This is a genomic window from Ferrovibrio sp. (genome assembly GCF_025869515.1).
Classification (GTDB): domain Bacteria; phylum Pseudomonadota; class Alphaproteobacteria; order Ferrovibrionales; family Ferrovibrionaceae; genus Ferrovibrio.
Genome location: NZ_JAOZVR010000105.1, coordinates 1 through 26,223 on the forward strand (window position 1 = coordinate 1; position 26,223 = coordinate 26,223).

Consider the following 26,223-nt stretch of genomic DNA (forward strand, 5'->3'; position numbering starts at 1 on the left):
CACGGCAAAGATTTTGCGGATACTGGTAGTTTCGGTGACGTGTCATCGGAGGCAACGGCCGGCAACACCGATATGCTGCAGGCCAGGCCGGCCGCCGTGACTCAGGCCGAGCAAAGCAATGCCAAATCCGAGCAGTCGCTCCAGTTCAATGCCTGGCTCGACCGCACCGTGCCGCTGCTGCAGCAATATCTCGCTGGCAGCACAACCGGCGCTGTGACATCGCCGGGCAGCAAACCTAAGCATTGATTTTCACTCCATAATTTCAAGAAAACTGCGATTTTCCATCGCGGTTTTGTCACAGCCCTTCCCGGCATTGTTGCTGGCTGCAACGGGGCTGCACAGCCATCCTCTTGGTCACAGACGAAGTTTACGTCGAACCAATAAAGAGGATGTTCCCCATGACGACCGACGCAATTCACGGCCTGCTGCTGGAGACCCTCCCGTCCCTCAAAGCCTTCTCCATCATGCTGACGCGCGATCGCAACTGGGCTGAGGATCTGGCCCAGGAAACCGTGCTGCGCGTACTTTCCAAGTCCGAGCAGTTCCAGCCCGGCACCAACTTCAAGGCCTGGGCCTTCACCATCATGCGCCATCAGCATATCGACCAGGCCCGCCGCCGCCGCCGCGAAGCAACAACCTTCGGCGACGCCAGTGCGATTGAGAATCTGATGGCCGTGAAAGCACCACAGGAAGATTCTCTCGTGCTGGGCGAACTGCTGCAGGCGATCGGCACCCTGAACAAGGCGCAGCGCGAAACGCTGATGCTGGTGGTCGGCAACGGCCTGTCCTACGAGGAAGCGGCCAAGGTCTGCGGCTGTCCGATCGGCACCATCCGCAGCCGTCTCGCCCGCGCCCGCCAGGAGCTGGAATCCAAAATGCTGGGCGAGAGCAGCGTGCCGCGCAGCGAAACCACCCGGGAAAGCCGACTGGCCGAACTGCATCACTGAGTTTTACCGCCCGAAATTGCAATGGCGGCAGGAGCGATCCTGCCGCCATTTTCAGGCCTGCATCCGTATTTTCCAGAGCAGTCCGACATGTCGCAGCACGGCCATGCCAGCAATGATAGCAAAGGCCTGCCCCGGCAGAGAATAGCGGAACTCCATATGGATCAAGGCATACATACCGATCATGGCGGCGAAGATCAGCCAGCAGAAAACCAACGCCTCGATCTTCACCGGCACCGCGCCACGCACCGCCGGCACCAGCAGAAGCAGCGGCCCCCCCACAACGCAACCGACAAAAACCAGTGCTGAAAAGCCCCGCATTGCGTACAGCAGTAAGCGCGAGGCAAATCCGCCTAAAGGTTCCCGCTCAAGCCCGCCCATGACGGGATAATCCCGCAGGCTCATGCTGAGATCGGCCAGCTGTACGATATATTTAATGCGCAGCTCGCGAGCGAACTCGACCAGCATGGCGACCGGTACCGTCCGCCATGCATCCCAATAGGCCGCTTCGGACAGGCGGGTCCGGTCCCATTCATTTAAATTATAGCGTTTTTTCAAATAGCGGTTGATCTCAAGGGCATGGCCATAAGCGTAGTCTGAGCTGGTGGCGTCGGCGGCATCCCGCAGAACCGGATCACGGAAAACGCGCGTGCCACGCATTTCTATCTGCAACGGGTGCAGCAGATAGACCGACTGGCCGACCGTGGTGATGAAGCGCTGGCCGGTGCGCGCGACATTCCATGCTGCATAGCCTTGCCACATGATGACGACCGGCAGAAGGAAACAGAACAGGATACCGGCGATCTGCCGTCTGGGCAGATGCTGCGCAGACATTACAACGGCAAAGCCGGCAGCCAGGGGAATTGCCAGATACAATGTCGCTTCACGGATGAGGAACGTCAGTGCAACAAGCAACCCACAGATCGTTGCGCGCACCCACCCCACCGGCGTCCGCTCAAGCAATGGCACCAGCAATGCCGATACCGCAATCAGGAAAATGTAGGTCGCTGTCGCATCGGTCAGAATGCTGCCATCGTAAATGGCGACATGGGAGCAGGCAAAAACGCCGGCTGCGAATGCCGCATAGCCCCGGCCGAAGCCTATGGCGAGACCAAGGCGATACAGCCACCAGAGCATGAGTAACGACAGCAGAATCTGGATGGCCACGGCCAACCATGGCCAGGCATCGCCACCGACAGCCATCGTCACCGCCAGAAAGGCCGGATAGCCGATCATACGGAAATTCGACAGCGATTTTCCGGCGGCCAATTGCCACACATTCTCGAGGTTGAGTATCTGCTCAGCATGGCTGCTATAGCCGGAACTGTCGGGCCAATACAGGATACCGTAGCGTCCGACCAGCCATATCCGCAGCGCCGCGGCGAGCAGGGCGGCTATGCCCCACTGCCACGGCCATGCGTGGATCCAGTGCTGCCCCCCCGAGCGACTCACGCTTCAAGGCCGCGGAACGCACGCAAGGCGAAATCGGCCGCCCGTCCGAAGATCGCCGCCTTCCAGGCCGGCGTATCGGTGTAGAAAGCGTCGCGAATCTTGCGCTTCAGCTCCTTGGCCAACGGCGAATTGGCATCGCCGCGTGCATGCAGCCAGTGATCGCCACGCAGGGCTTCGGTCACCTGCGGCATCGTCTGGGTGCCGTATTCCAGCGCAATCGCCGTCACCTCGACCGTCTTGGGCAGATCGAGGAAGGCTTCCGGCACCGTGCCGGTGACGCGTGCCGAGGTGGAGCTGCCGTCATTCGGATTGGTTACTTCCGGTCCAAACATGGTCTTGGCCCGGGCGTAATAGGCCGGATCCTCAGGGCCGACATAGATCGGTTCGCCGTATCCCATCGGCCCAAGGCCAGTGTGGAAATCGATGCTGACCAGCTTGCGCGTGGTGGCCGGCACCAGTTCCTTCAGGATGCGACGAAAAGTGGTGTTCGACCAGGTCGCCTTCTGGCCGCCGAAGAACAGGCCGTCGGGATGCGAATACTGGCCTCCGGTCATCGCCGCCTGGAAAGCGAAGGCGCCGTTCTTCTGCTGATACTCCAGAATCGCCTGGTCGGCGGCAGCCCGCCCCTGGCCTTCCCAATGCACGGGCAGCAGAAGGTCATGCACTTCCGCATAGGCCTTGTTCTGCGGCAGCGGCTTGGAGAAATCCTGGAAGTTGCGGTTGAGGTCGACATTGTCCTCGGTCACGCGCCGCACATGCGCAAAGCCGTAGGGGTTGATCGCATGGATCATCACCGCCTTGGTCTTCGGCGGCATGGCGTCGAACAGCCGGTCCTTGAAATGGCCGATCTGCGCACCCGAGCCGCAAAAACCTTCGGCGCCATGGGTACCTGAGATGGTCAGATAGACCCGCTCGGCATCATCCGGCCCGAGGCAGGCCACGTCGGTGGTGAGCGTTTCGCCATTCGGCCCCTTGGCATTGGGGTTTTCATAGGTGACGAGGCTGAAACCTGCGGCACTCGCCGAAGCGTGGAACTTGTCGCGCGCCTCGGCATAGGTGGCGGAGAAGTATGATTCAACAGTCATGGGGAGGCTTCTCTTTTCTGGGTCGTTTACAAACTCAAGCTCTTTGGCTCAGTTCCAGCGGTCGAGCTCCAGCCGGCCGATCTGGTTGCGATGCACTTCGTCCGGACCGTCGGCGAAGCGCAGGGTGCGCGCTTGCGCATAAGCCGCGGCCAGGCCGAAGTCTTCCGATACGCCGGCGGCGCCATGCACCTGCATGGCCCAGTCGATCACCTGGCAGGCCATCACCGGCGCCGCCACCTTGATCATGGCGATCTCCTTGCGCGCCGCCTTGTTGCCTACCGTGTCCATTTTCCAGGCCGCGTGCAGCGTCAAGAAGCGGGCCTGGTCGATCAGGATACGGGCATCGGCGATACGCTCCAGCGTCACTGTCTGGTCGGCCACCGGTTTGCCGAAGGCGACGCGGCTCTTGGCACGTTTGCACATCTTCTCCAGCGCACGCTCGGCCTGGCCGATCAGTCGCATGCAGTGATGGATACGGCCCGGACCGAGACGCCCCTGGGCGATCTCGAAGCCGCGTCCCTCGCCCAGCAGCATGTTGGAGGCCGGCACGCGGACATTATCGAAGGTCACTTCGCCATGGCCATGCGGCGCATCGTCATAGCCGAAGACCGGCAGCATACGCAGCACCGTCACGCCCGGCGCGTCGCGCGGCACCAGGATCATCGACTGCTGCTGGTACTTGTTCGGATTCTTGGCGTCCGACTTGCCCATGAAGATGAGAATCTTGCAGCGCGGATCGCCGATCCCCGAGGTCCACCACTTGCGGCCGCTGATCACGTAAGAATCGCCGTCCCGGCGGATTTCGGACTCGATGTTGGTGGCATCCGACGAGGCTACGGCCGGCTCGGTCATGGCGAAGGCGGAGCGGATCTTGCCCGCCAGCAATGGCTCGAGCCACTGCTTCTTGTGCTCGTCGGTGCCGTAACGTTCCAGCACTTCCATGTTGCCGGTATCCGGCGCCGAGCAGTTGAACACCTCGGGCGCCCAGTGTACGCGGCCCATGATCTCGCAGAGCGTGGCGTATTCGTGGTTCTTCAGGCCGGCACCGCGATGACTTTCCGGCAGGAACAGGTTCCACAGCCCCTGCGCCTTGGCTTTTTCCTTCAGCTCCTCGACGACAGCCGTTGGCTGCCAGCGGTCGCCCTTGGCGACTTCCTCGTGGAAGCGATGTTCGTTCGGGTAGACATGGTCGTCCATGAAGCGGCTGAGCTTGTCCTGCAGCTCCTTGACGCGATCTGAGAATGTGAAGTCCATTATTTCCATCCCTTATTGCAAGTTAACCGATAGCGGATACGGCACGGAGTTTAGGCCCGCGCGGCGGCTTCGGCTAGGGACTGGACCAATAGGCAGGATTGGAACGGTATTATCGTCTGGCGGCGAAGAAGCCGCGCAGCAGTTCGGCCGCCGCCGCCTCGCCGATCCCGCCATACACCTCGGGTCGATGATGGCAGGTCGGCTGCGCGAAGAACCGGCCGCCATAGGCGACACCGCCGCCCTTGGGGTCTTCGGCGCCGTAATACAGCCGGCGCAGCCGGGCAAAACTGATCGCACCTGCACACATGGCGCAGGGTTCCAGGGTGACGTAGAGGTCGCAACCGCTTAGCCGCTCGGCGCCGAGCAGGGCCGCGGCCTGGCGGATCGCCAGGATCTCGGCATGGGCGGTAGGGTCATTGCGCTGCCGCGTTTCATTGCCGGCACGGGCGACGACACTGCCGGCGTCATCGACGATCACGGCACCGACCGGGACCTCGCCACGCCCGGCGGCCAGCCTAGCCTCGTCCAGTGCGATCTCCATGGGGGTCTTCGGGGGGGCAGTCATGCTGCGGCAGGGTGCGGAAGCCGCGCCTCCTCGTCAAGCCGCCCTCTCGTCAAACGGGCTGCCCCGGCCTATAAGATGGCCATGAACCAGCATTCTCCGGCCCGTCCGCCCCTGATCGGCATTACCCTCGATTCCGAGGAGCCCGGCGGCTATTCGAAATTCCCCTGGTACGCGCTGCGGCAGAATTACTGCTCGGCGGTGACCGCTACCGGCGGTGTGCCCGTGGTGCTGCCGCATGAGCCCGATGCCGTGCCGGCCTATCTCGACCTGCTGGACGGCCTGATCGTCACCGGTGGCAATTTCGACGTCGACCCGGCCCTGTTCGGCGCCAGCGAAAAGCATGACACCGTGAAAGTGAAGGCGGCGCGCACGCAGTTCGAATGGGCGATCACCCGCGGCATGCTCGACCGCAACAAGCCGGTCTTCGGCATCTGCGGCGGGCAGCAGCTGCTCAACGTCGTGCTGGGTGGCACGTTGATCCAGCATATTCCCGACAGCGTGAAAGAGCCGCTGGCCCATGAACAGCCCAATCCGCGCGACCAGGCCGGCCATCCGGTGAAGGTGAGCGCCAATACCCTGCTGCGCCGCATCGTCGAGGCCGAAGAACTGCCAGTCAATTCCGCGCATCACCAGGCGGTCGATGCGGTGGCGCCCGGCGCCGTCTGCGATGCCATCGCACCCGACGGCGTGATCGAGGGCATCGAGCATCCGGCTTACAAGTTCTGCATCGGTGTGCAGTGGCATCCGGAATTCTTTATCAGCGAGGGCGACCGCAAGCTGTTCGCCGCCTTCATTGCAGCGTGCAAAGCATGAGCGAAGCCAAGTCTGACGAAGACCGGGGCGAGCGCATCGCCAAGCGGCTGGCGCGTGCCGGCCTGTGTTCGCGCCGCGATGCCGAACGCTGGATCGCCGAAGGCCGCGTGGTGGTTAACGGCCACAAGCTGGATACGCCGGCCTTCCTGGTTAATCCGGGCGACGATATCCGCGTCGACGGCAAGCCGATTGCTGGCGCGGCCAAGACGCGACTGTGGCTCTATCACAAGCCGCGCGGCCTGATGACCACGCACAAGGATCCGCAGGGTCGCCCCACCGTGTTCGACAACCTGCCGCCGGATCTGCCGCGGGTGATCTCGGTCGGCCGGCTGGATTTCAACTCCGAGGGCCTGCTGCTGCTGACCAACGACGGCGAGCTGGCGCGCCGGCTGGAACTGCCGAGTACCGGCTGGCTGAGACGATACAGGGTCCGCGTCAACGGCCTGCCGCACAAGCAGCATCTGGCCGAGCTGGCCAGGGGCATCACCATCGAGGATGTGGCCTACGGCCCGATCACCGCCAGCGTCGAGCGCAGCCAGGGCGACAATACCTGGCTGGTGGTGGGCCTGCGCGAGGGCAAGAACCGCGAGGTGCGCCGCGTGATGGAGCATCTGGGCCACCAGGTCAGCCGCCTGATCCGCGTTGCCTACGGCCCGTTCCAGCTCGGCGCCATCGAGCCCGGCAAGGTGAAGGAAGTGCCGGGCAAGGTGATCCAGGAACAGCTCGGCGGCGCCAAGACCAAGGCCGCACCGAAGCAGTCATGAGAATTGCCTCATGCGCATTGTAGGCGGCACGCATCGCGGCCGGCCGATCATCGCGCCGCCGGACCGCACCACGCGCCCGACCATCGACCGGGTGCGGGAATCGCTGTTCAACATGCTGCTGCATTCGCCGAGCCTGATGACCGATGCAGGCAAGACCCGGCTGGAAGGCGGCGTGGTGCTCGATCCCTTCGGCGGCTCGGGCGCGCTGAGTTTCGAGGCGCTGTCGCGCGGCGCCCATCATGCCTACCTGTTCGAGATCGACCCAGCGGCGCGGCGCACCATCCTGCGCAATGCCAGCGAGCTCGACATGGCCGGCCGCATCACCCTGCGCGGTGCCGATGCGCTCAATCCCGGGCCGGCCGTCGCGCCGGCCGATCTGGTGCTGATGGACCCGCCGTATCGCTCCGGGATCGGCACCCAGGTGCTGACGGCGCTGGATCGCGCCGGCTGGCTCAAGCCCGATGCGCTGGTGATGGTGGAGACCGATGCCAAGGGCAGCTTCGCCATCCCGCCCGGCTTCGCGCTGCTGGAGGAGCGCCAGCAGGGGCCGGCGCGGCTGACGTTTCTGCTGCATGATGGGGCCGGCCGGCACCACCCCTGAGCCCACCCGCCAAACGGGTGCTGTCGACTCCTGACACAGGCTTATTCCAGCCCATTCAGGGCTTATGGCGGCTTATTTCTGGCTTATTCCGGCTTATAGCGGTCTTATTTTGGCTTATCCGGTGCTTATTCCAGCTTATTCCGTGAAACAGCCGCCGTGAAACACACGGAATACGAGAGAACAATCTGGGGACCTCGGGCCGAAAAACAAGAGCCGCGGAGCCTAGCCGCCGCCATTTGCCAGGGTCTTGCCCCAACGCCACATCAGCTCGGCATAATCGCGGGCCGACTGGCCATCGGCCGGCGGCAGATCGCCGGCGATGCCGGCGGCATTGCCGTCCTCGCGCGCCTGCCGTGGCGTGATGCCGAAATAGCCGCGGAACAGGTTGCTGAAATGGCTGGGCGAGACGAAGCCGTAATCCAGCGCGATATCGAAGATCCGACGATGCTGGTGCTGCACGATCGCCTTGAAGCAGGCGATCAGCCGCCGGCGCTGGATATGCTCGCGCACGCCGCCGAGCGGCTGGAACAGCCGGTAGAGCGTGGCGCGCGAACAGCGAAACTGCTGGCAGATGCCGTCGACGCCGAGCGTCGGATCGTGCAGATGCTGGTCGATAAAGCCGCAGATGGTACGCAGCGTGGCACCCTGGGCTGCGGCGGAGGCGATATCGCCGTAACGCACCAGGGAGTCGAGCAGGCCCATGGTGCCCTGCATGAGCGGCGCGACTTCTGCCGTGGTCGCAGTGGCGAGGTTGCGCTGCAGCGACAGCATGTGATCGCTGAAAACCTGCGCGCTGGCGGAATTGTCGTCGAACAGCGTCCCCATGGCATCGACCATCAGGGGCAGTTCAACCTGCACCAGCTCGCGCGGAAATATCAGGGTCAGCACCTCCGACTCCGTCGACTGGGCGCTGATCTCATAGGCCAGGTTCACGGCCGTGATGTTGCCGCGTTTCTGCTGGAATTGCTGGGCTCCGTTGACCACATTGTTGATGCCGCGGACAAACATCTGGACGGCAATGTGGTCGACATCGTCGTTGCGCGCCATCCAGGCCGGATCGCGCCGGAAGCGCTGGCCATCGAAACTGGTATCCAGAAACAGCGCCTGGCCGAGGTGGTATTGATGGATTTCCGGCGGGCGGCTGGCCAGCGTCGGGTCGACGAGCGGCTGGGCGTCCATATAGGCGGAGATACTCTGGCTGAACAGCGGCTGCAGCCACTCGTTCGGCACCATGCCTGGTGCCAGCGATGCCTTTGGTATCAGGTTGGCCATTCTGTGCCGGTCTCCGGGTCCCGAACTTTCCGTCGGGGCAGCCGGAGTGTTCCATGCACGCCGCCGTAAGGCAACGACAGAGTCATCCAAAGGGCGGGTGAATCAGGGGCCGATTGAGACAGGGAGGCAAGACTTTCGAGAGGCGGAGACAACACCGGCGGCATGGCAGCCGCTATGATTCCGCTGTCTCAGAACGAGTCGGCCGGCAAAGCCTCAGAATGAGGATCGATGACGGTCGCCAGAGAGGATTTTGCCATGGACAAGAACAAGAAGACCAGTCAGCCGGCAGCATCCGTCGTGGCCCTGCCCGCACCCGCCTTGCACACCCCGGCGCACCGCCCCAGTTTCACGTCACTGCTTGCCATCGATCTGGCCGCCGAAACGGCGTCGCTGGAGGCCGGCCGGGTTTCGCAGACCCTGGCGAACGAGGCGCTCTCGCTGGCCAACCTGCAGCCTGCGGCGCTGCCCAAACTGCTGCAGCGGCCCTGATTGCCGCATCTACAGCGGCGTGTAAGTGATAACCTGCGGCACCGTATTGGGAGCCGGATGGATGCTATCCCTGTCGAGGCCATAGACCGTCGCCCCCAGCAGGAAACGCGGCCGATCGCTTTCGTCCAGTAACGGCAGCACCAGGCGTTCGCCGGTGCCGGTGCCTCCCATATGATGAAAGACCCGGCCGATATTGTGCATCACGGCACAGTCGGCCAGAACCCGGCTGTAGCGCTCACGCATGATCGGCACCACATCGGCGGGGAAGACCTCAGACAGTTTGGCGCCCTGCTTAGTGGTCAGCAGCATGGCGCGGATGTCTTCGCCGGCGAGGCGAATGCACAAGTCATCGTTGCCAGCATCGTATTCATACAAGAATACGTTGCCGAGCAGCGTCGGGAAATCCAGCGGACTGATGCTATTGCGCCGCGGTACCCGGCGACCCTGCCGCTGGTCCAGATAGTAGGCCAGCAACTGCACCAGGCGCGGGTCCTTCACATGCGTGAAAGTCGACAAGTCCGGCCGGTGCCCGTTCCCTTGTGTCAGCGCCATCCCCTGCCCCGCGAGACTACTTGCGATCAGGCTAAAGCGGACACTGGGGCGGCGCCAAGGTCTTTTTCCCGGCCGGCGGCGACTGCGTCACCACATTGTCGTCTGGGCACGCTCCGGCCATTCGCGATCATAAGTCTCGCCACCGACGCGATTGTCGCTCAATGCCGCCAGAATCTGACCCGCCGTGGGTAATGATTTCGGGTCGATGTGCAAGGCCGGATTCCACAGATCGGCGCGCACGATGGCGCGGGCGCACTGGAAATAGACCCGGTCGACCGTCACCACGATCACCGAACGCGGTGCCTTGCCCTCCATCTTGAAACTGTCCAGCAGGGCCGCATCGGTGTCGAGCCGGGCACTGCCGTTCACGCGCAGCGTATTGCCCGAGCCGGGAACCACAAACAGCAGGCCGACACGGGGGTCGCGCACGATGTTGCGCAGGCTGTCGACACGGTTGTTGCCGCGACGATCCGGCATCATCAGGGTCCGGGCATCGTGGATGCGCACGAAGCCGGCGCGGTCGCCGCGCGGCGAGCAGTCGAGCCCCTCCGGCCCTGCGGTGGCCAGCGCGACGAAAGGCGAAGCCTCAATATAGGCGCGGTATTCTGGCGAGATGTAGTCGATTTCCTTGGCCAGCGAGGTTTCCCCCGGCTGGCCATAGATAGCTTGCAACTCTTCGACTGTCGTAATGATGCTCACGAGACTTATCCCTGGCGAGAGGATCGATATACCAGTCTTTTTGCCACCGCATGCCAGAGCGCGCCACACATCATCCATGACATTTCGCGCGGCGGTGAGCGGCACTATAGTTCACCGTCAGCTTAATATCCGGCCGCACAGAAGCACTGCCCGACATGGCGGCGTCCAACATCGCCCCGAATAGCCGCGGCGACGCAGGGTTCGCGGCCAAACATGCACCTGCACAGCCCCGCGATCGTGCCTCCACCTATTCAGAGTGTGTGCAGCTAGCAGTGGAAATATTGCGCCTGACTGTGATAGGATTTTTTGAGGCCCGGGGGGCGGGGAATTTGATCAATTTATTGAAATATATAGACTTTCCACTCTCGCCGGACAGCCGTATTGCACCAGGCCCAGGCTGCTTTTCAAGAGTGAAAATCCCCTCCCGTCATGGTCTTCGGCTGTATCGCAATCCAGCCCCACCCCTCGCCCCTAGCCATCCATGCAGCTCGCCACGCCCAGCCAAACCCTGACCTTCAATCAGGCGGTACAAGGCTATCTTCTCACCCATGGGAAGCTCAGCTTCCTCCAGATCGGCGGCTATGATGGCGTGAGTTACGATCCGCTGCGCGAGCACATCCTGTCGGGCAAGCTGACTGGCGTGATCGTCGAGCCGGTGCCGGCGCATTTCGACAAGCTTCAGGCGCTCTATCGCGATTCAGATCACATCAAGGTCGAGAACTGCGCCATCGACACGGTCGAGGGCGAGCGCACCATGTGGCATTTCTCCCGTGAGGCGATCGCGAACGGCACGCTGGGCGAGGTCTTTGGCGGCATCACTTCGTTCCTGCTGCCCAACCTGCTGGAAAAGAGCGGCACGCTCGGCGGCCTCTATACCGAAGCCAACCGGGAAATCCTGCTGTCGCTGGTTGAATCGATCTCTGTCCGCTGCTGCAGCTATGAAACGATCATTGCCAGGCACAATCTCGAATATATCGACCTGCTGCAGATCGACACCGAAGGCTACGATTATGTGCTGCTGAAGAATTTTGACTTCCAGCGCTTCCGCCCTGCGATTGTGCAATACGAATGCCAGCACCTTTCCCCGCAGGATCGCCAGGCAGCCGAGTACATGCTGCATTCGCTCGGCTACATGATTCATAGCAATCACTACGATACGCTGGCGGTTCGCAGCGCGTTCGACGATGCCGCGAAAACTGGCACCCCATCATTGATCGCCGTGGCAGGCAGCCTGCTGAAGGAAGGCCGGGCCGAACAGGCCTATGCGATTTTCAGTCATCTGCTCGCGGCAGAACCGGGCAATCTCCGCCTCATGCTCCGCACAGCCAGGGCCGGATTGTTTGCGGGCAGGTATGCCGAAGCCCTGCGGCTCATGGCATATCTGAAAGACAAATCGATTCCCGGCATCGACGATATCACGCCCTTCGTGCATGAAGCGGTGGCCGAAGCCACACAGGCATTCAATAAGGTTCTGGCCGAGGACGATCCCGTCGCAATGGAGCCCATTATTGGCGGGCTGGCCCTGCTGGATCCTGACAGATGTCTGGGCAGAGCCCTGACCATCGCCCAGAGACTCAAGCGAATTGACACGATGGCCGATTATGCGGCGCAAATGTTCATGGCGGATCCAAAGTCCTGGCATGCCCATGCGGCGCTGTACGACATCGCCGAACTCCGCGGCGATCCGGTTTCCAAGCTGAAGCACCTCGCCCATATTATTTTGTACCGCCACAGGTCTGGCAAAGATGACGTCTGGATGCTCTCCATGGAGACCTACTACGCCGTCTCGCAAATACTCACCCGTCCATTTCATCCCGAACTGCCGCCGCTTATTGAAGCATTGCGCACCGCGGTCGCCGATCTGCCTCAGGAGTTCTCCGATCCGAAGCGGGAGCAGGCCGACCGGTTTTACCGGATCAGCCTGGAAAGCCTGGACATCTCGCTACTGGATGAACCGCTGTCGGACTCTCCGCCACCGCCGCCGCACCTGACCTTTGCCGATTTCACCGGCACCGTTCTGGAGATCAGCCAGCTGCCGCAGCGCGTTCTGGCGTTAAAGCCCAGGCTGGCTTTCCTCGCGGCAGCCGATGTCGCCTACCTGCGGCACTACGGCCGCAATTACCTCAAGTCAATTCTCGGACGCTGCGATGTGAACTGCGCGGTCATCATCTGCGTGATCGGTGAAGCGAAGGCACTGAAAGGCCTGATCGATGACCTCGGAATTCGCGACCCTCGCCTGTTCTATCTGGTCAACGAATTCGATCCGTCTTACGCGGTTTCTTATTACAACAAAACCGCGTTCCGGACCCAATGCGCCAATGCCTATTACCAGTCCGTCCGCTTTCTGATTCTGGACTATCTGCTGCATATCCTGCAAATACCGCTGATCATTTCCGATATCGATATTATTCTGCAGGGCAGCGTTGCCGGCATTCTGGAAAGACATGCCGACGCGGAAGTGGTACTCAACAAGAACGACATTGAAATTTCTTTCGGCTCCTTCTTCACCGCCAACCTTGTCCTGATCAGGCCCGGGCGCACCAGCCATCATTTCGCCCGCATGCTGCGTGTCTTTCTTGAGCGTGCGCTGGAGCGCGACAGTATCGAGCAGTTCATCGACCAAAGCGGCATGGTATTGTCGCGTCACTACTGCTCGAAACACGGCCTCGATCGATTCGATCACTTCATCGGCAAAGAGATCAATAATCTCATGTTCAATCACACGGACATGGACGACCTCGCGCTGAACATAGCCCGCGGTTTCGTGTTTTTCGCGTATTACGGATCCGAAGGGGAATCAGCCATCACACTGATGAATGCCCTGGTTGAGACGGAATAAGCGCCCCTAAATCCCGCCTGGAGCGCGACCGCCAGCAGCCCGGTCACTCGACGGTGCCGCCCCGGCACGGCGACAGCCGCTGCATGAATGCGAAATGTCACCGGCAAGGCGGATGGCACAAATGCGGCAGGTCGGCATATAACGCTATTACTCGCGCGGCTCGCCCTGCAATGCGCTGACCATGAAAGCCGTGAGCGTGATCGACATGTCGAACAGGATCACTTTCGACACCGAGCCGGTCGCGGCGACGAAATCGCTGCCGCGATAGTCGGTGGTGATCACCTGCAGGAAGCTGGACAGGAAGTAGTTGTAGCCCGCCATATACATATGCGGCGAGACATGGGCCTTGTAATGCGCATAGCCGATGGTCAGCGCGGAGATCACATACTCGTCGTCATAATGGCCCTGCAGCACCCGCATCCAGTGCCGCTGCAGATGCTGACGGATCACTTCGCTGTCGTGACTCTGGAAAATGCGGTCGGCCTCCGGAAAGCGGCGCAGGAATTCGTAGAAGCGCGCGGACAGGCCGTTGAGATGCTCATGCAGGATCGGCTGGACGGCTTTCAGATTCTGCCGCGTCAGATCGGTGATTTCGAAGCGCAGAAAGCGGGCCGGCAGATCGATCTTGCGCGCCAGAAGCTGCACTTCCGGACTGGCATGGACATAAGCGTCCATTTCTCCTCCCGCCCGACAACAGACTGTATCGGTTCGATACGACCCTAGCGCGATCAGCCAAGCCACGCAAAGACAATGGCTTGCGCGAACGCAGCTTGACCGCGCCCTGCTCCGCATACGGTGATAGTCAGGCGGTTCAGCGCCGCCCGAACAGCTTTTCGATATCGGCGAGCTTGAGCTCGACATAGGTGGGCCGGCCGTGGTTGCACTGGCCGGAATGCGGCGTCGCCTCCATCTGGCGCAGCAGCGCATTCATCTCGTCCAGTGTCAGCCGGCGGCCGGCGCGCACGCTGCCGTGGCAGGCCATGGTGCCGCAGACCTCTTCGAGCTTTTCCCGGAGCGGCAGGACATTGTCGTATTCAGCGATGGCATCGACCAGGTCCCGCACCAGAGTCTGCACCGCCACATCGCCGAGCAGCGCCGGCACCTCGCGCACCACCACGGCGCCGGCGCCGAAGCCTTCCAGCAGCAGGCCGAGTTCGGCCAGTTCGTCGGCGCGGGCGGTGAGCCGTGCGGCCTCGGCCTCGGTCAGCTCCACCACTTCGGGCAGCAGCAACGCCTGCCGCGGCACCCGGCCGGATTCCAGATTGATCTTCATGCGCTCGTAGACCAGGCGTTCATGCGCAGCATGCTGGTCGACGATGACAATGCCATCCGCGGTCTGCGCCACGATATAGGTTTCGTGCAGCTGGCCCCGGGCGGCACCCAGCGGATAGCTCTGCAGCGGAACGGGCGCAGTACCGGCGGCGGCATCCTCATTGCGTGCCGCCGGCGCAAGACCGTCGGTTTCCGTCGCTGCCGCAAGATCGCCTGCCGAAAAGTCGCCCTGCGGTGCGTTATAGAGTGCCGCAGCCTCGGCCAGGCCCGGCAAGGAACTGGGCCGCAGGTTGTCGTAGCCGCGCCAGCGCGAATTGCCGCCGAAGGCCGACTGGAAGGGCAGCGGCATGGCCGGGGCAGTCTGTGGTCGCAGCGCGCCCAAAGCCGCCTGCGCCACCGTGGTGCTGGCGCGATGGCCGGCCTCGGCCAGCGCATGGCGCAGCGCACCGACGATCAGGCCGCGCACCAGGCCGGGATCGCGAAACCGCACTTCAGCCTTGGCCGGATGCACGTTGACATCGACCTGCTCGGCCGGCACCTGCAGGAATAACGCCACCACCGGATGGCGGTCATGGCTGAGGAAATCGGCATAGGCGCCTTTCACGGCGCCGACGAACAGCTTGTCGCGCACCGCGCGGCCGTTGACGAAGAGATACTGGTGCTGGGCATTGCCGCGATTGTAAGTCGGCAAACCTGCATAACCGGTCAGATGGATGCCTTCGCGCTCGGCCCTGATCGGCACGGCATTGTCGGCGAAATCGCGGCCGAGAATCTGCTCCAGCCGGCCCAGCCTCTGGGTGTCAGCCGGATCGTCGAGCAGATTGTCGGGCACGGCATCGGCGCGGAAGCTGGTGCGGCCGTCCTGCTGTAGCGTGAATGCGATACCGGCATGCGCCATGGCCAGCCGCTTGACGATTTCCTGCACGGCGAGATCTTCGGCGCGGTCGGTCTTGAGGAATTTCAGGCGCGCGGGTACGGCATAGAACAGGTCGCGCACCTCAATGCGGGTGCCGGGACCGGCAGCAGCGGGTTTCACCGTGCCAACCTTGCCGGCATCGACCTCGAGCTGCCAGGCCCCGGCTTGTTCATTGGCGCTGTCGCGCTCGCGGGTGACGATGCCAAGCCGCGCCACCGCGCCGATGGAGGGCAAGGCCTCGCCGCGGAACCCGAGCCACTGGATGTTCAGCAGATCGTCGCCCGGCAGCTTGGAAGTGGCATGGCGTTCCACCGCCACCGGCAGATCCTCACGCGCCATGCCCTTGCCGTCATCGGCGACGCTGATCAGCGTGCGACCGCCGGCAGCCGTGGCGATATCGATGCGGCGCGCGCCGGCATCGATGGCATTCTCAACCAGTTCCTTCACGGCCGAGGCCGGCCGCTCCACCACCTCGCCGGCAGCGATGCGGTTGACCAGGGTTTCCGGCAGGCGACGGATGTTCATGAATTCAGCCGCCCTGCTTTGGTATTTCCAGGCCAGCCGGCTGGCCTACCACGACCACCAGATAATCGTCGCGCGCAAACAGCCGCTGCGCGACGCGCTGGAGATCGGCCTGCGTCACCGTATTGATCAGGCCGGGATAGGCCTCGATGTAATCCGGCGGCAGGCCGGTATTCTGGATCGCCACCAGCATGCCGGCGATGGCCGCGTTAGACGTGAGCCGCAGCGGGAAGGAGCCGGTCATGAAGGATTTCGCCGAGGCCAGTTCGGTATCCGTCACGCCGTCTTTGGCGACGCGCAGCAATTCGGCGCGCACCAGCCGCAACGCATCGCCGACCTGGGCATTCGATGTCGCCAGCGAGCCCGACAGCAGCGCCGCGGCCTTGTAGGGCGAGAGCTGGGTGCCGACCGAATAGACCATGCCGCGTTTTTCACGCACCTCCTCGAACAGCCGCGAACTCATGCCGCCGCCGCCGAGAATCTGGTTCAACACGGTGGCGGCATACCAGTCCGGATCTTCGCGGGCGATGCCGGGTGCGCCGAAGATGACAATGCTCTGCGGATTGGGGAATGGGATCACGACGGGCTGCGTCGCCGTTTTCGGGACCACCGGTGCCGGCAGAACGACCGTCGGCTGTGCCGGCAGCGCGCCAAAACTGGCATCGACCAGCCGGGCGAGATCCTCGGGCGCCACATCGCCGACCGCACCGATCACCAGATTGCCCCGCGCAAACAACGCACGGGCGAAACCGGCGAGCGCAGCCCGGTCGATCTTCTCAAGACTGTCGGCGCTGGGCGAAGACCGCCTGCCATAAGGATGATCGCCATAAGCCAGCTGGGCGAACCGTTCGCCGGCCAGGGCATTGGGATTGGCGCGGCTGCGCTCGTAAGACACACGGGCCTGCGCCTTCACGCGCTGCACCGGCTCGTCATCGAAACGGGGCGCCATCAGCGCCAGCCTGAGCAGGTCGAAGGCGCGGGCGCGGTGCTGCGTCAGCGTGCGCAGGGTGACCGTGGTGTAGTCGCGCTCGGTGCCGAAATCCATGCCGATGGCGGTTTCCTGCAGCGCGGTCTGGAAATCATCGGCCGAGAGATCGCCGGCGCCTTCGTTGAGCAGGCCGGTAGCAAGCTGGGCCAGGCCCTCCTGCCCGACCGGATCGCTGGACGAGCCGCCGCGCCAGGTCGCCTGCAGCGCCAGCATCGGGATCGCCGGTTCGCGCACGAACCAGACTTGGATGCCCAGCGGCGTAGTGATCCGCTCGATTTTGGGAGCGGCTTGCGCCGAGACCGCGGCACAGACCAGCAGCAGAGCAACAATAAGCTTACGCATCAGCTCTGCTCCTTGGGCAGCAGGTAGCCTGTGACCGAGCGACGCAGATCGAGCACATAACGCGCAGCGGCCAGCACCTGCTCGCGCGTCACCGCATCGACCAGTTTCGGCCAGGCCTCGACATCCTCCACCGTAAGCCCGGTGGTGAGAGCGACACCGAAGATGCGGGCCGCGCCCGAAAGGCTGTCGCGCGCATAGATGGTTTCTGCCTGCATGCCGGTGCGGGCCAGGCGCATCTCGTCATCGGTGACGCCCTCGGCCAGCAGGCCCGCGATCACCCCGTCCAGTGCAGCCTCCACCTCTTCCAGCTTGCGGCCGCGCTTGGGCGACGCACCGAAGCCGAAGGTGGCAGGATCAAGCGACAGCGAGCTGTACCAGGCGCCGGCCGATACGGCCGGGCCATCGCCCTTGACCAGCATCCTATGCAGGCGTCCGGTCGGCGCGTTGAGGATTTCGGCCAGTACGGCGAGCGGCACGGCATGCTGCTTTTCGCCGGCCGAGCGGCTCGGCGCCAGATAACTGCGCCGCATGGACGGCTGGGTGACGCGGCCGTCGGTCATGCTCAGCCGCCGCGCGGCGATCTGGTTCGGCTCCTGCGGGCGGAAGCGCGGCGGCACCGGCCGCATCGGGATCATGCCGTAATACTTTTCGGCCAGCGTCTTCAGCTCGGCCAGCCGCACGTCGCCGGCCACGATCAGGATCGCGTTGTTGGGAGCGTAATGGCTGCGATAGAAGGTCATGGCATCAGCCAGCGTCAGGCGCAGGATTTCCGCCGGCCAGCCGATCACCGGGCGGCCATAGGGATGGCTGAGATACTGCGCCGCATCGAGCTGCTCGCCGAACAGCGCCCCCGGATTGTTATCGGTGCGGCTCAGGCGCTCTTCCATCACCACCTGCAGCTCAGGCTTCGCATCGGCCTCCTTCGGGTCGAGCTGGCTCATCCGTTCGGCTTCCATGCGCATCACCAGTTCGAGCCGGTCGCGCGCAATGGTCTGGAAATAGCCGGTATAATCCGACGAGGTAAAAGCGTTATCGCGGCCGCCCTCGCGGGCGATGATCTTGGAGAATTCACCCGGCGGCACGCCCGGCGTGCCCTTGAACATCAGATGTTCCAGATAATGCGCCACGCCCGAGATGCCGGGCTGTTCATCGGCGGCGCCGACACGGTACCACACCATGTGATGCGCGACAGGCGCGCGATGATCCTCGATCAGGATCACCTGCATGCCATTGCCGAGCATGAACTGCGATGGGTTAAAGACCTGGGCCTGGCTGTCGCCAGGCATGCCCGCGAACGATGCGACGGCAAGCCAGGCAGCGGCGGACAGGACGGCGATCAGGCGGTTGGGCACAGCTCTCTCCGTCACTGCATGTCTCCGTCGGCGGCGGAAGGCTCCGTCAGAAAATCCCCTCAAGCGGGCCGCGTTCTTTCCGCTTGATGACCGGTACGGTGCCGGCGGTGGCCGGCTTGCCGGTGGCGGCATTCTCGCGCAGACGCTGGGCTTCCTTGGCAGGATCGATCGCAACGCCCGGATCTTCCGGCGACTGCCAGAACATCAGGCGGTCGACGAAGCGGCGGTCACGCTCGGCCAGCTGGGTGAACTCGTCGTTGATTTTGCGGCGGATATCGGGATCAGCATTGCCGGCCTTGGCCTGCAGCAGCAGGGCCTGTTCGCCGGGCGAACGCGGCTGGACGTTGACGGCAGCCTGGCGGCTGAGCGGCGTGATCTGCCCGGCCGCATCCGTGCTGGTGCCGCCGAAGGCGGCGGCGGCGCGATCGCGCGCCGGTACTTCCTGCGGCCGCGGTGCGCCCGGTTCGGGCGGGCGCAGGCCGAATTCCGGCGGCAGCACGAGCGGCGCCTTGGTGACGACGACAAACTCATCTGGGGTCTTCTTGGCCAGGCCAAGCGCGTCCTTGGTGGTGTCGCAGCCGGTCAGCGCCCCGAGCAATACCGGGAGGCAGGCCAGCGCAGTCAGCCTGCCCATCAAGGGCAGGCGTAGGTGTCGGCCGGCAGGCTTCGGTCGACTCATGAAATCGATCCCTTGTTGAACGCGAGGCGAGGGATTTTAGCCTTGGCCATGGTTCCGGCACAAGGGCGCGCCCTGGGGCATACGGACAGCAAAACGGCGCGGTTTTCCGCGGCCGGGCATACCGGTTCAAGCCAATGTGTCGGCCCCGCCGATCAGACCTGTGCGGGCGGGTGGCCAGGCAGCCGTATGGTGGCCACCGTGCCGCCCGATTCGCTGCTGGCGATCGCCAGGCTGCCGCCATGAAGCTCGACGAATTTACGGCTGATCGCCAGCCCCAATCCGGTGCCTTCGCTGCGCCGGCGGATATTGGGATCGCCCTGCCAGAAAGGTTCGAAAATCCGCATCAGATCCTCGGCCCGGATGCCGACACCGGTATCGCGCACCCGGATGGTCAGGGCGCCATCCGAATCGCAGCTGCCGGTGACATGCACGGCACCGCCCGACGGCGTGAACTTGATGGCATTGGACAGCAGGTTTAGCAAAACCTGCTTGATGGCGCGGGCATCGATACGCGCCGGCGGCAGGGCGGTAGGGAATTCGTCGATCAGGTCTATATCGGCTTCCTGCGCCCGCCCCTTCACGATGGTGAGGCAATCGCCGATCACGGAGGGCAGATCGACATCCTCCAGCGTCAGCTCGTAACGGCCAGCCTCGATCTTCGACATGTCGAGGATGTCATTGATGACATGCAGCAGATGCCGCGCGCTCATCACGATATCCTCGGCATAATCGAAATAGCGATCAGAATTGGCACCCCACATGCGCAGCGTGATCACCTCGGCGAAGCCGATAATGGCGTTCAGCGGCGTGCGCAGCTCATGGCTCATATTGGCCAGGAACTCCGATTTGGCCCGATTGGCGGCAATGGCATGCTCGCGTTCGCGGGCGTATGACGAGGCCAGCCGCTCAAGATCCTCGGCCTGGGCACGCAGCCTTGTATTGGCTTCGTCCAGCGCCTTTTCGGCCAACTTGCGCTCGGAGATATCGAGCGCAATCGAAATGGTTCCGCCAATGCTGCCGTTGGGATTGAACAGCGGCACCTTGCTTTCCAGCATGGTCAGGTTTGGGGCATCGACCAGGTAATAGGTACGCTCCAGATTCAAAACCGGTTCGCCGCTGGCAATCATGGCCAGCTCATTTTCCTCGCTGAAACGGGTGAAATCCTCGCGATGCTCGGCGCTGAGGCCCGGCAATGCAAGATCGTGCAGATGCTTGCCGATGATGGCATCGGGTGGCATGGCAAAGACATCGACAACGCGGCTGTTGACCAGCATGTAACGGCCATCGCGATCTTTCAGACTGATCAACGCCGGAATGGCATCGAGCACGGCGCGCAGCATTTCGCGGTTGCGTTCGACTTCGGCCAGATATTCGCCACCGGCACCGAGAATGGCATTCACCCGCTCGGTCAGCAGGCCGAATTCATCGAATTCATGCCCTTTCGGCACCGTGATACCGGTTTCCTTCGGCCGCCGCGGATCGGCACGTTCGATCTGCGCCACCAGATTGAGCAGCGGGCGCGTCAGGGTGAAGTAGAAGAGCACCGCCAGGATCAGCGCCAGTATGAAATTGCGCACAAAGCCGGTGACGATCACCACCCAGGTACGGTTGACAATGCTGCGCGCCAGCAGCGTGCCATCAACATGCACACGCATCTCGCCGACCAGGTCGCGATCGCGCGGGCCGTAAAGCGGGCGCGTCTGCATCTCGTCGGTTTCTGGCAGCAAAGCCGTCAGCAGGCGCGCTGCCCCCCAACCCTCGACTTCCACCGGCGGGCTGATGCTCTGGCCACGCTCCTGCATGGCCATGCGGCGACCGTAGTTGTCGTATATCTCCGCGCGCCAGATCGGCTGGTACAGCAGCAGTCCGCTCACCACGCGGGCCGCCAGCTGTTCATCCAGGGCGTAAGCAGCCTGCGAGGCTGCGTCGTTCAGCATGTCCATCACCTGGGTGACAGTTGACTCGCGCTGCGTGACCTCGTTGCGGATATCGAGAACGATCTGGAACAAGCTGGAGACGAAGCCGAGCACCAGGGCCGCAATCACCGTCACTTTGACCTGTCGGGCGGAGAGCTGACGGCGCGTGGAGCGTTGGGCGGGCGCTTGAGCTGTCATGCGCGTCCTGCAATGCGGGTCGCCCGGACAAAGTATTGTCCGGCAACTCTCTGTAAGGCGGACGACCGACGCCTGTCGTCTGCCGCTCCTCCGATTCCGGACCGGCTTTGCCGTCCGGTCCACCCCGACCGAAGCATCCTGCCTCTCGACCGCGCCTCACCTGCGAGATAATGCTGCCACCATTCGCGCCCGGGCGCAACGAATCGACAGAATAACCACCAAAAGTGGTAATTCACCCCTTCAGGCGTCTTAAGGCGTTGTTTTCTGGGGCCGGAACCCATCGAGCAACAGCAAGCCGACACCGACAACAATGGCGCTGTCGGCCAGGTTGAAGGCCGGCCAATGCTGGCCGAAAGCATGGAAATCGAGGAAATCGAACACCGCGCCGAAACGGTAGCGATCGATCACATTGCCGATGGCACCGCCGATAATCAGGCCGAGCGCCGCGGCCACCAGCCCCGAACGGCAACGCCACAGCCATATCCCCAGCCAGACCAACACGGCAAGCGCGACCGCAATCAGCGTCCAGCTGCGGAAATCGCTGTCTTCCTGGAACAGGCCGAAGCTGACGCCGGTATTCCAGACCATGACCAGGTTGAAAAACGGCGTCACCACGATGCCGGCCGGATTCTGCTGCATCAGGTCAAGGAAGAACACCTTGCTGATCTGGTCGGCCACCAGAATGGCGGCCGCGACCAGCAGGCCGAATACCGGCGGACGCTGCATCATGCGCTGACCGCTTCTGCGCAACGCTGGCACAGATCGTCATGGCCGGGCACATGGCCCACATCGGGCAACACCTGCCAGCAGCGTTCGCATTTCAGGCCGGAGGCCTGCTGCGGCACCACGGCGACGCCCTTCACATCCTCGCTGCGGAACGCCTCAGCCGGCCCCTCGCCTTCGCGCACGGTGATGCCCGAGGTGATGCAGGTTTCGGCGAAATCGATGTCTTGCAGGGCTGCGATATCTTCGGCGGTGACATAGACCACCGGATGCGCCTGCAGGCTGGCGCCGATGCGCTTCTCGGCGCGCTCGATTTCCAGCGCGCCGGTGACGGCACGCCGCACGCGACGCACCTGCTCCCACTTGGCACCGAGCGCCGCATCCAGCCATTCGGCCGGGATGGCAGGAAACAACTCGCGATGCACGCTGCCGTCCTCGGAGGGATAGCGGGTCAGCCAGGCTTCTTCGGCGGTGAAGCTGATGAAGGGCGCCAGCCACTTCACCAGGCAGTCGAACAGATGATCCAGCACGGTGCGGGCGGCACGGCGACGGATGCTGGTCGGCGCGTCGCAATACAGCGCATCCTTGCGGATGTCGAAATAGAAGCCCGAGAGATCGACAGCGCAGAAATTGTAGATCGCCACATACATGCGATGGAAATCGTAGGCCTCACAGCTTTCGCGCACCACCTGGCCCAGTTCGGCCAGACGATGCAGCACCCAGCGCTCCAGTTCCGGCATCTGCGCATGCGGCAGGCGTTCGGATTCCTGGAAACCGGCCAGGTTGCCCAGCAGGTAGCGCAGCGTGTTGCGCAGGCGGCGATAGGCATCGGACTGCGCCTGGATGATGGTCTTGCCGACACTCAGGTCTTCCGAGTAATCCGACGACACCACCCACAGGCGCAGGATATCGGCGCCCGACTGCTTGATGACATCCTGCGGCTCGGTGGTATTGCCGAGCGATTTGGACATCTTGCGGCCCTTCTCGTCGAGCGTGAAGCCATGCGTCAGCACGGCGTCATAGGGCGCGCGACCGCGGGTGCCGCAGCTTTCCAGCAGCGAGGAATGGAACCAGCCGCGATGCTGGTCGGAACCTTCGAGATACAGCGAGGCCGGCCATTTCAGATCGGGGCGCTGTTCCAGCACGAAGCTGTGTGTCGAGCCGGAATCGAACCAGACATCGAGAATATCGGTCACCATCTTCCAGTCGGACGGATTGTACTTGTTACCGAGGAAATCAGACGGCTGCGCGGTAAACCAGGCATCGGCGCCGCCCTTGAGGCATGCCTCGACGATGCGCTCGTTGACTTCCTCGTCGCGCAGCAGTTCGCCGGTTTCCTTGTTCTCGAACACCGCGATCGGCACGCCCCAGGCGCGCTGGCGGCTGATCACCCAGTCCGGGCGCTGCTCGATCATCGCATAGAGGCGGTTGCGGCCCGACGCCGGGTAGAATTCGGTGGCATCGATGGCGGCCAGCGCTTTCTTGCGCAGGTCGTTGGTGGTCATCGAGATGAACCACTGCGGCGTGTTGCGGAAGATCAGCGGCGCCTTGGAGCGCCAGGAATGCGGATACTGGTGACGCAGGCGACCCTTGCCGACCAGTGCACCGGCTTCGATCATGGTGGCGATCACGCGGCCGTTGGCGTCACCCTCTTTGCCGGCATCGTCCAGCACGCGGGCCGGCCTGTCGCCGCCGAAGATCGGCACATGGCGGAAATAGCTGCCATCGGCATCCACGGTATGCGGCACCTCAATGCCATTGGCGGTGCCGAGATTGTAGTCGTCGGCGCCATGGCCCGGCGCGATATGCACGAAACCGGTGCCGGCATCCATGGTGACAAAATCGCCGGCCAGCACCGGCACGGCGAACTCGTAGCCCTGGCCGCGCAGCGGATGGGCGCAGATGGTGCCGACCAGATCGGCACCCTTGAATGTGGCGACCGGCGTGAAGCTTTCGATGGCGCAGGCCTTGGCCACGGTTTCGGCCAGATCCTTGGCGACGATGATTTCATCGCCCACTTTCGCCAGCGTCTTCTCGCCCACAGTATCAATGCGCAGGCGCAGATACTCGGCGTCTTTCGACAGAGCGATGGCGCGGTTGCCCGGCAGGGTCCAGGGCGTGGTGGTCCAGATCACGATGGAGGCGCCTTCGAGCGCCTTCACGCTCGCCGTCACCACCGGGAATTTCACGAACACCGTGGACGAGGTGTGCTCGTGATACTCGACCTCGGCCTCGGCCAGCGCGGTGCGTTCGACGATCGACCACATCACCGGCTTGGAGCCCTTGAACAGGCCGCCATTCATCAGGAATTTCTGGATCTCGCGCACGATCTGGGCTTCGGCCGCGAAGCTCATGGTCGTGTAGGGATTCTTCCAGTCGCCGATCACGCCGAGCCGCTTGAATTCCTCGCGCTGCACGCCGATCCAGTGCTCGGCGAAATCGCGGCACTCCTTGCGGAACTCGTCGATCGGCACTTCGTCCTTGTTCTTGCCGGCAGAACGGTACTTCTCTTCAATCTTCCATTCGATCGGCAGGCCGTGGCAGTCCCAGCCCGGCACGTAATTGGCATCGAATCCCATCATCTGCCGCGAGCGGTTGATCACGTCCTTGAGGATCTTGTTCAGCGCGTGGCCGATATGCAGATGGCCGTTGGCATAGGGCGGGCCGTCATGCAGCACATACTGCTCGCGGCCTTTGCTGTCGGCTCGCAGCTTTTCGTAGAGGCCGATCTTCTCCCAGCGGGCGAGGATTTCCGGTTCCTTGGCCGGCAGGCCGGCCTTCATCGGGAAATCGGTGGCGGGCAGGAAAACGGTGGGGCGGTAGTCGGTGGTCATGGCTCAACTCGGGTGACACGCCTCAGGGCTTGCGCCGGCGCGATGATCTGGGAAAAAGTCGAGGAAATCCCGGGCCTTAGAAAAGGACCGGGCCGCTAATTCGCGGCGCCCGCAGGCCGACCGATATGGCGAATTGCCCAAGCATGGCGATGATTTAGCATTTGGGCCCGGGACTGTCGAGGCGGGTCCGGTGCGGCCTAGCGGCCCGCCAGCATTGCCTTCGCCGCTTCGACATCGGCGGCGATCTGGGCTTTCAGGGGCTCCGGCCCTTCGTATTTCAGTTCCGGCCGCAGGAAGCCGTGGAATTCGACCCGCATGGAGCGACCGTAGAGGTCGCCCGAGAAGTCGAAGAGATAGACTTCCAGCTTCACATCGGTCTGGTCGAAGGTCGGCCGGATGCCGAAGCTGGCGACGCCGTCATGCACCTCGCCATCCACCACGCAGCGCACGGCATAGATGCCGAATTTCGGAATCTGGAAATCGGTCAGCGCCACGTTGGCAGTGGGATAGCCGAGTTCGCGGCCGCGCTTGTCGCCGTGCTCCACCACCCCGACGATTTCCCAGGGCCGGCCGAGCAGGCGGTTGGCCGCCGCAACATCGCCGGCCTCCAGCAGGCTGCGCACACGGCTGGACGAATAGGCCTCGCCCCCATCCCTTTGAAAGTCACCCTGCGCGGAAACCACCGTAACACCGATATTGTGCCTGCCGCCCAGGTCGCGCAGCATATCGGTATTGCCGGCGCGCGCCTTGCCGAAGGTGAAGTCGTAGCCGACCACCACATGGCTGAGGCCCAGATCGCGGGCCAGGATATGGTCGACGAAATCCTGTGGCGACTGCGCCGCAAGCTGGGCATCGAAGGCCAGTGCCAGCGTGGCGTTGATCCCCAGACCTTCAAGAATCCGCGCCTTGGTCTCCAGCGCATCCAGCCGGAAAGGCGGCGAGCCGGGTACGAAGAAGCGGCGCGGATGCGGTTCGAAAGTGATGACGGCACGCGGCTTTGCGGCCGTGTCGGCCTCGGCATGCACGGCCTGGATCAGGGCACGATGGCCCAGATGCACGCCATCGAAATTACCGATGGCCGCCACGGCGCCGCGAAGCGCGGGCGGGAAACTGGCGCTGGAACGCAAAAGACGCATGTTACCGGATAAACCC

General features: G+C 63.2%; 23 protein-coding genes. 7 read left to right on the forward strand and 16 right to left on the reverse strand.

Annotation, left to right across the window (positions count from 1 at the left end; genetic code table 11):
* Together OJJ21_RS18330 and OJJ21_RS18335 are read left to right on the forward strand one after the other, a co-directional pair.
* Positions 1 to 246 (forward strand): hypothetical protein (locus tag OJJ21_RS18330; protein ID WP_297688495.1); only part of this gene is annotated, 246 nt, incomplete at its 5' end.
* A gap of 152 nt (positions 247 to 398) precedes the next feature.
* Positions 399 to 947 carry a sigma-70 family RNA polymerase sigma factor gene (locus OJJ21_RS18335; protein WP_297688497.1) on the forward strand — a complete coding sequence of 183 codons (549 nt, stop codon included), beginning with the start codon at positions 399 to 401 and terminating at the stop codon, positions 945 to 947.
* Between the two features lie 51 nt (positions 948 to 998).
* On the opposite strand, the gene OJJ21_RS18340 is transcribed toward OJJ21_RS18335, so the two are convergent.
* The 4 genes from OJJ21_RS18340 to OJJ21_RS18355 form a co-directional block, all read right to left on the reverse strand.
* Positions 999 to 2,396, reverse strand: a complete 1,398-nt coding sequence (locus OJJ21_RS18340) for a hypothetical protein (RefSeq protein WP_297688499.1) — start codon at positions 2,394 to 2,396, stop codon at positions 999 to 1,001.
* A complete protein-coding gene (locus OJJ21_RS18345) occupies positions 2,393 to 3,481 on the reverse strand; it encodes a M14 family metallopeptidase (protein ID WP_297688501.1) in 1,089 nt (362 codons plus the stop codon). The genes OJJ21_RS18340 and OJJ21_RS18345 overlap by 4 nt, the downstream gene beginning before the upstream one ends.
* 48 nt (positions 3,482 to 3,529) lie before the next feature.
* Complete coding sequence (locus tag OJJ21_RS18350) at positions 3,530 to 4,735, reverse strand: acyl-CoA dehydrogenase family protein (protein ID WP_297688502.1); 1,206 nt, start codon at positions 4,733 to 4,735, stop codon at positions 3,530 to 3,532.
* A 109-nt stretch (positions 4,736 to 4,844) separates the two neighbouring features.
* Positions 4,845 to 5,276, reverse strand: a complete 432-nt coding sequence (locus tag OJJ21_RS18355; RefSeq protein WP_297688504.1) for a nucleoside deaminase — start codon at positions 5,274 to 5,276, stop codon at positions 4,845 to 4,847.
* A gap of 105 nt (positions 5,277 to 5,381) precedes the next feature.
* On the opposite strand from OJJ21_RS18355, the gene OJJ21_RS18360 reads away from it, so the two are divergent.
* From OJJ21_RS18360 to rsmD, 3 genes are read left to right on the forward strand one after another with little or no spacing between them, the layout of a single operon-like run.
* A complete protein-coding gene (locus tag OJJ21_RS18360; protein WP_297688506.1) occupies positions 5,382 to 6,113 on the forward strand; it encodes a gamma-glutamyl-gamma-aminobutyrate hydrolase family protein in 732 nt (243 codons plus the stop codon).
* Positions 6,110 to 6,877: a pseudouridine synthase gene (locus OJJ21_RS18365; protein WP_297688508.1), complete on the forward strand. Its 768-nt coding sequence runs from the start codon at positions 6,110 to 6,112 to the stop codon at positions 6,875 to 6,877. Before OJJ21_RS18360 ends, OJJ21_RS18365 begins: the two co-directional genes overlap by 4 nt.
* 10 nt (positions 6,878 to 6,887) lie before the next feature.
* Positions 6,888 to 7,478: a 16S rRNA (guanine(966)-N(2))-methyltransferase RsmD gene (rsmD, locus tag OJJ21_RS18370; RefSeq protein ID WP_297688510.1), complete on the forward strand. Its 591-nt coding sequence runs from the start codon at positions 6,888 to 6,890 to the stop codon at positions 7,476 to 7,478.
* A 222-nt stretch (positions 7,479 to 7,700) separates the two neighbouring features.
* Here rsmD and OJJ21_RS18375 read toward each other — a convergent pair whose 3' ends face one another.
* Positions 7,701 to 8,750 carry an AraC family transcriptional regulator gene (locus OJJ21_RS18375; RefSeq protein WP_297688512.1) on the reverse strand — a complete coding sequence of 350 codons (1,050 nt, stop codon included), beginning with the start codon at positions 8,748 to 8,750 and terminating at the stop codon, positions 7,701 to 7,703.
* 255 nt (positions 8,751 to 9,005) lie between these two features.
* On the opposite strand from OJJ21_RS18375, the gene OJJ21_RS18380 reads away from it, so the two are divergent.
* Positions 9,006 to 9,239 carry a hypothetical protein gene (locus OJJ21_RS18380; protein ID WP_297688514.1) on the forward strand — a complete coding sequence of 78 codons (234 nt, stop codon included), beginning with the start codon at positions 9,006 to 9,008 and terminating at the stop codon, positions 9,237 to 9,239.
* Between the two features lie 9 nt (positions 9,240 to 9,248).
* On the opposite strand, the gene OJJ21_RS18385 is transcribed toward OJJ21_RS18380, so the two are convergent.
* Together OJJ21_RS18385 and OJJ21_RS18390 are read right to left on the reverse strand one after the other, a co-directional pair.
* Complete coding sequence (locus tag OJJ21_RS18385) at positions 9,249 to 9,791, reverse strand: PAS domain-containing protein (RefSeq protein ID WP_297688516.1); 543 nt, start codon at positions 9,789 to 9,791, stop codon at positions 9,249 to 9,251.
* Positions 9,792 to 9,878: 87 nt separating this feature from the next.
* Positions 9,879 to 10,490, reverse strand: a complete 612-nt coding sequence (locus OJJ21_RS18390) for a pyridoxamine 5'-phosphate oxidase family protein (protein WP_297688518.1) — start codon at positions 10,488 to 10,490, stop codon at positions 9,879 to 9,881.
* Between the two features lie 481 nt (positions 10,491 to 10,971).
* Here OJJ21_RS18390 and OJJ21_RS18395 point away from each other — a divergent pair, with 481 nt between their 5' ends.
* The gene (locus tag OJJ21_RS18395) at positions 10,972 to 13,329 is read left to right on the forward strand and encodes an FkbM family methyltransferase (protein WP_297688520.1); all 2,358 of its coding nucleotides are present in this window, start codon (positions 10,972 to 10,974) and stop codon (positions 13,327 to 13,329) included.
* Between the two features lie 147 nt (positions 13,330 to 13,476).
* On the opposite strand, the gene OJJ21_RS18400 is transcribed toward OJJ21_RS18395, so the two are convergent.
* The 9 genes from OJJ21_RS18400 to OJJ21_RS18440 all read right to left on the reverse strand — a co-directional run bounded on the left by OJJ21_RS18400 (position 13,477) and on the right by OJJ21_RS18440 (position 26,207).
* Complete coding sequence (locus tag OJJ21_RS18400) at positions 13,477 to 14,004, reverse strand: protoglobin domain-containing protein (RefSeq protein ID WP_297688522.1); 528 nt, start codon at positions 14,002 to 14,004, stop codon at positions 13,477 to 13,479.
* 136 nt (positions 14,005 to 14,140) lie between these two features.
* Positions 14,141 to 16,042: a DNA mismatch repair endonuclease MutL gene (gene mutL, locus OJJ21_RS18405; protein ID WP_297688524.1), complete on the reverse strand. Its 1,902-nt coding sequence runs from the start codon at positions 16,040 to 16,042 to the stop codon at positions 14,141 to 14,143.
* Positions 16,043 to 16,046: 4 nt separating this feature from the next.
* Complete coding sequence (locus tag OJJ21_RS18410) at positions 16,047 to 17,369, reverse strand: pitrilysin family protein (RefSeq protein ID WP_297688526.1); 1,323 nt, start codon at positions 17,367 to 17,369, stop codon at positions 16,047 to 16,049.
* Complete coding sequence (locus OJJ21_RS18415; protein ID WP_297688528.1) at positions 17,369 to 18,736, reverse strand: pitrilysin family protein; 1,368 nt, start codon at positions 18,734 to 18,736, stop codon at positions 17,369 to 17,371. Before OJJ21_RS18415 ends, OJJ21_RS18410 begins: the two co-directional genes overlap by 1 nt.
* 31 nt (positions 18,737 to 18,767) lie before the next feature.
* Positions 18,768 to 19,400, reverse strand: a complete 633-nt coding sequence (locus OJJ21_RS18420; RefSeq protein WP_297688530.1) for a DUF3035 domain-containing protein — start codon at positions 19,398 to 19,400, stop codon at positions 18,768 to 18,770.
* A 152-nt stretch (positions 19,401 to 19,552) separates the two neighbouring features.
* Positions 19,553 to 21,514: a PAS domain-containing sensor histidine kinase gene (locus OJJ21_RS18425; RefSeq protein ID WP_297688531.1), complete on the reverse strand. Its 1,962-nt coding sequence runs from the start codon at positions 21,512 to 21,514 to the stop codon at positions 19,553 to 19,555.
* A gap of 249 nt (positions 21,515 to 21,763) precedes the next feature.
* Complete coding sequence (gene lspA, locus OJJ21_RS18430) at positions 21,764 to 22,243, reverse strand: signal peptidase II (protein WP_297688533.1); 480 nt, start codon at positions 22,241 to 22,243, stop codon at positions 21,764 to 21,766.
* Positions 22,240 to 25,071, reverse strand: a complete 2,832-nt coding sequence (gene ileS / locus OJJ21_RS18435; RefSeq protein WP_297688535.1) for an isoleucine--tRNA ligase — start codon at positions 25,069 to 25,071, stop codon at positions 22,240 to 22,242. Before ileS ends, lspA begins: the two co-directional genes overlap by 4 nt.
* A 197-nt stretch (positions 25,072 to 25,268) precedes the next feature.
* The gene (locus OJJ21_RS18440) at positions 25,269 to 26,207 is read right to left on the reverse strand and encodes a bifunctional riboflavin kinase/FAD synthetase (RefSeq protein ID WP_297688537.1); all 939 of its coding nucleotides are present in this window, start codon (positions 26,205 to 26,207) and stop codon (positions 25,269 to 25,271) included.
* Between the last annotated feature and the right edge of the window lie 16 nt (positions 26,208 to 26,223).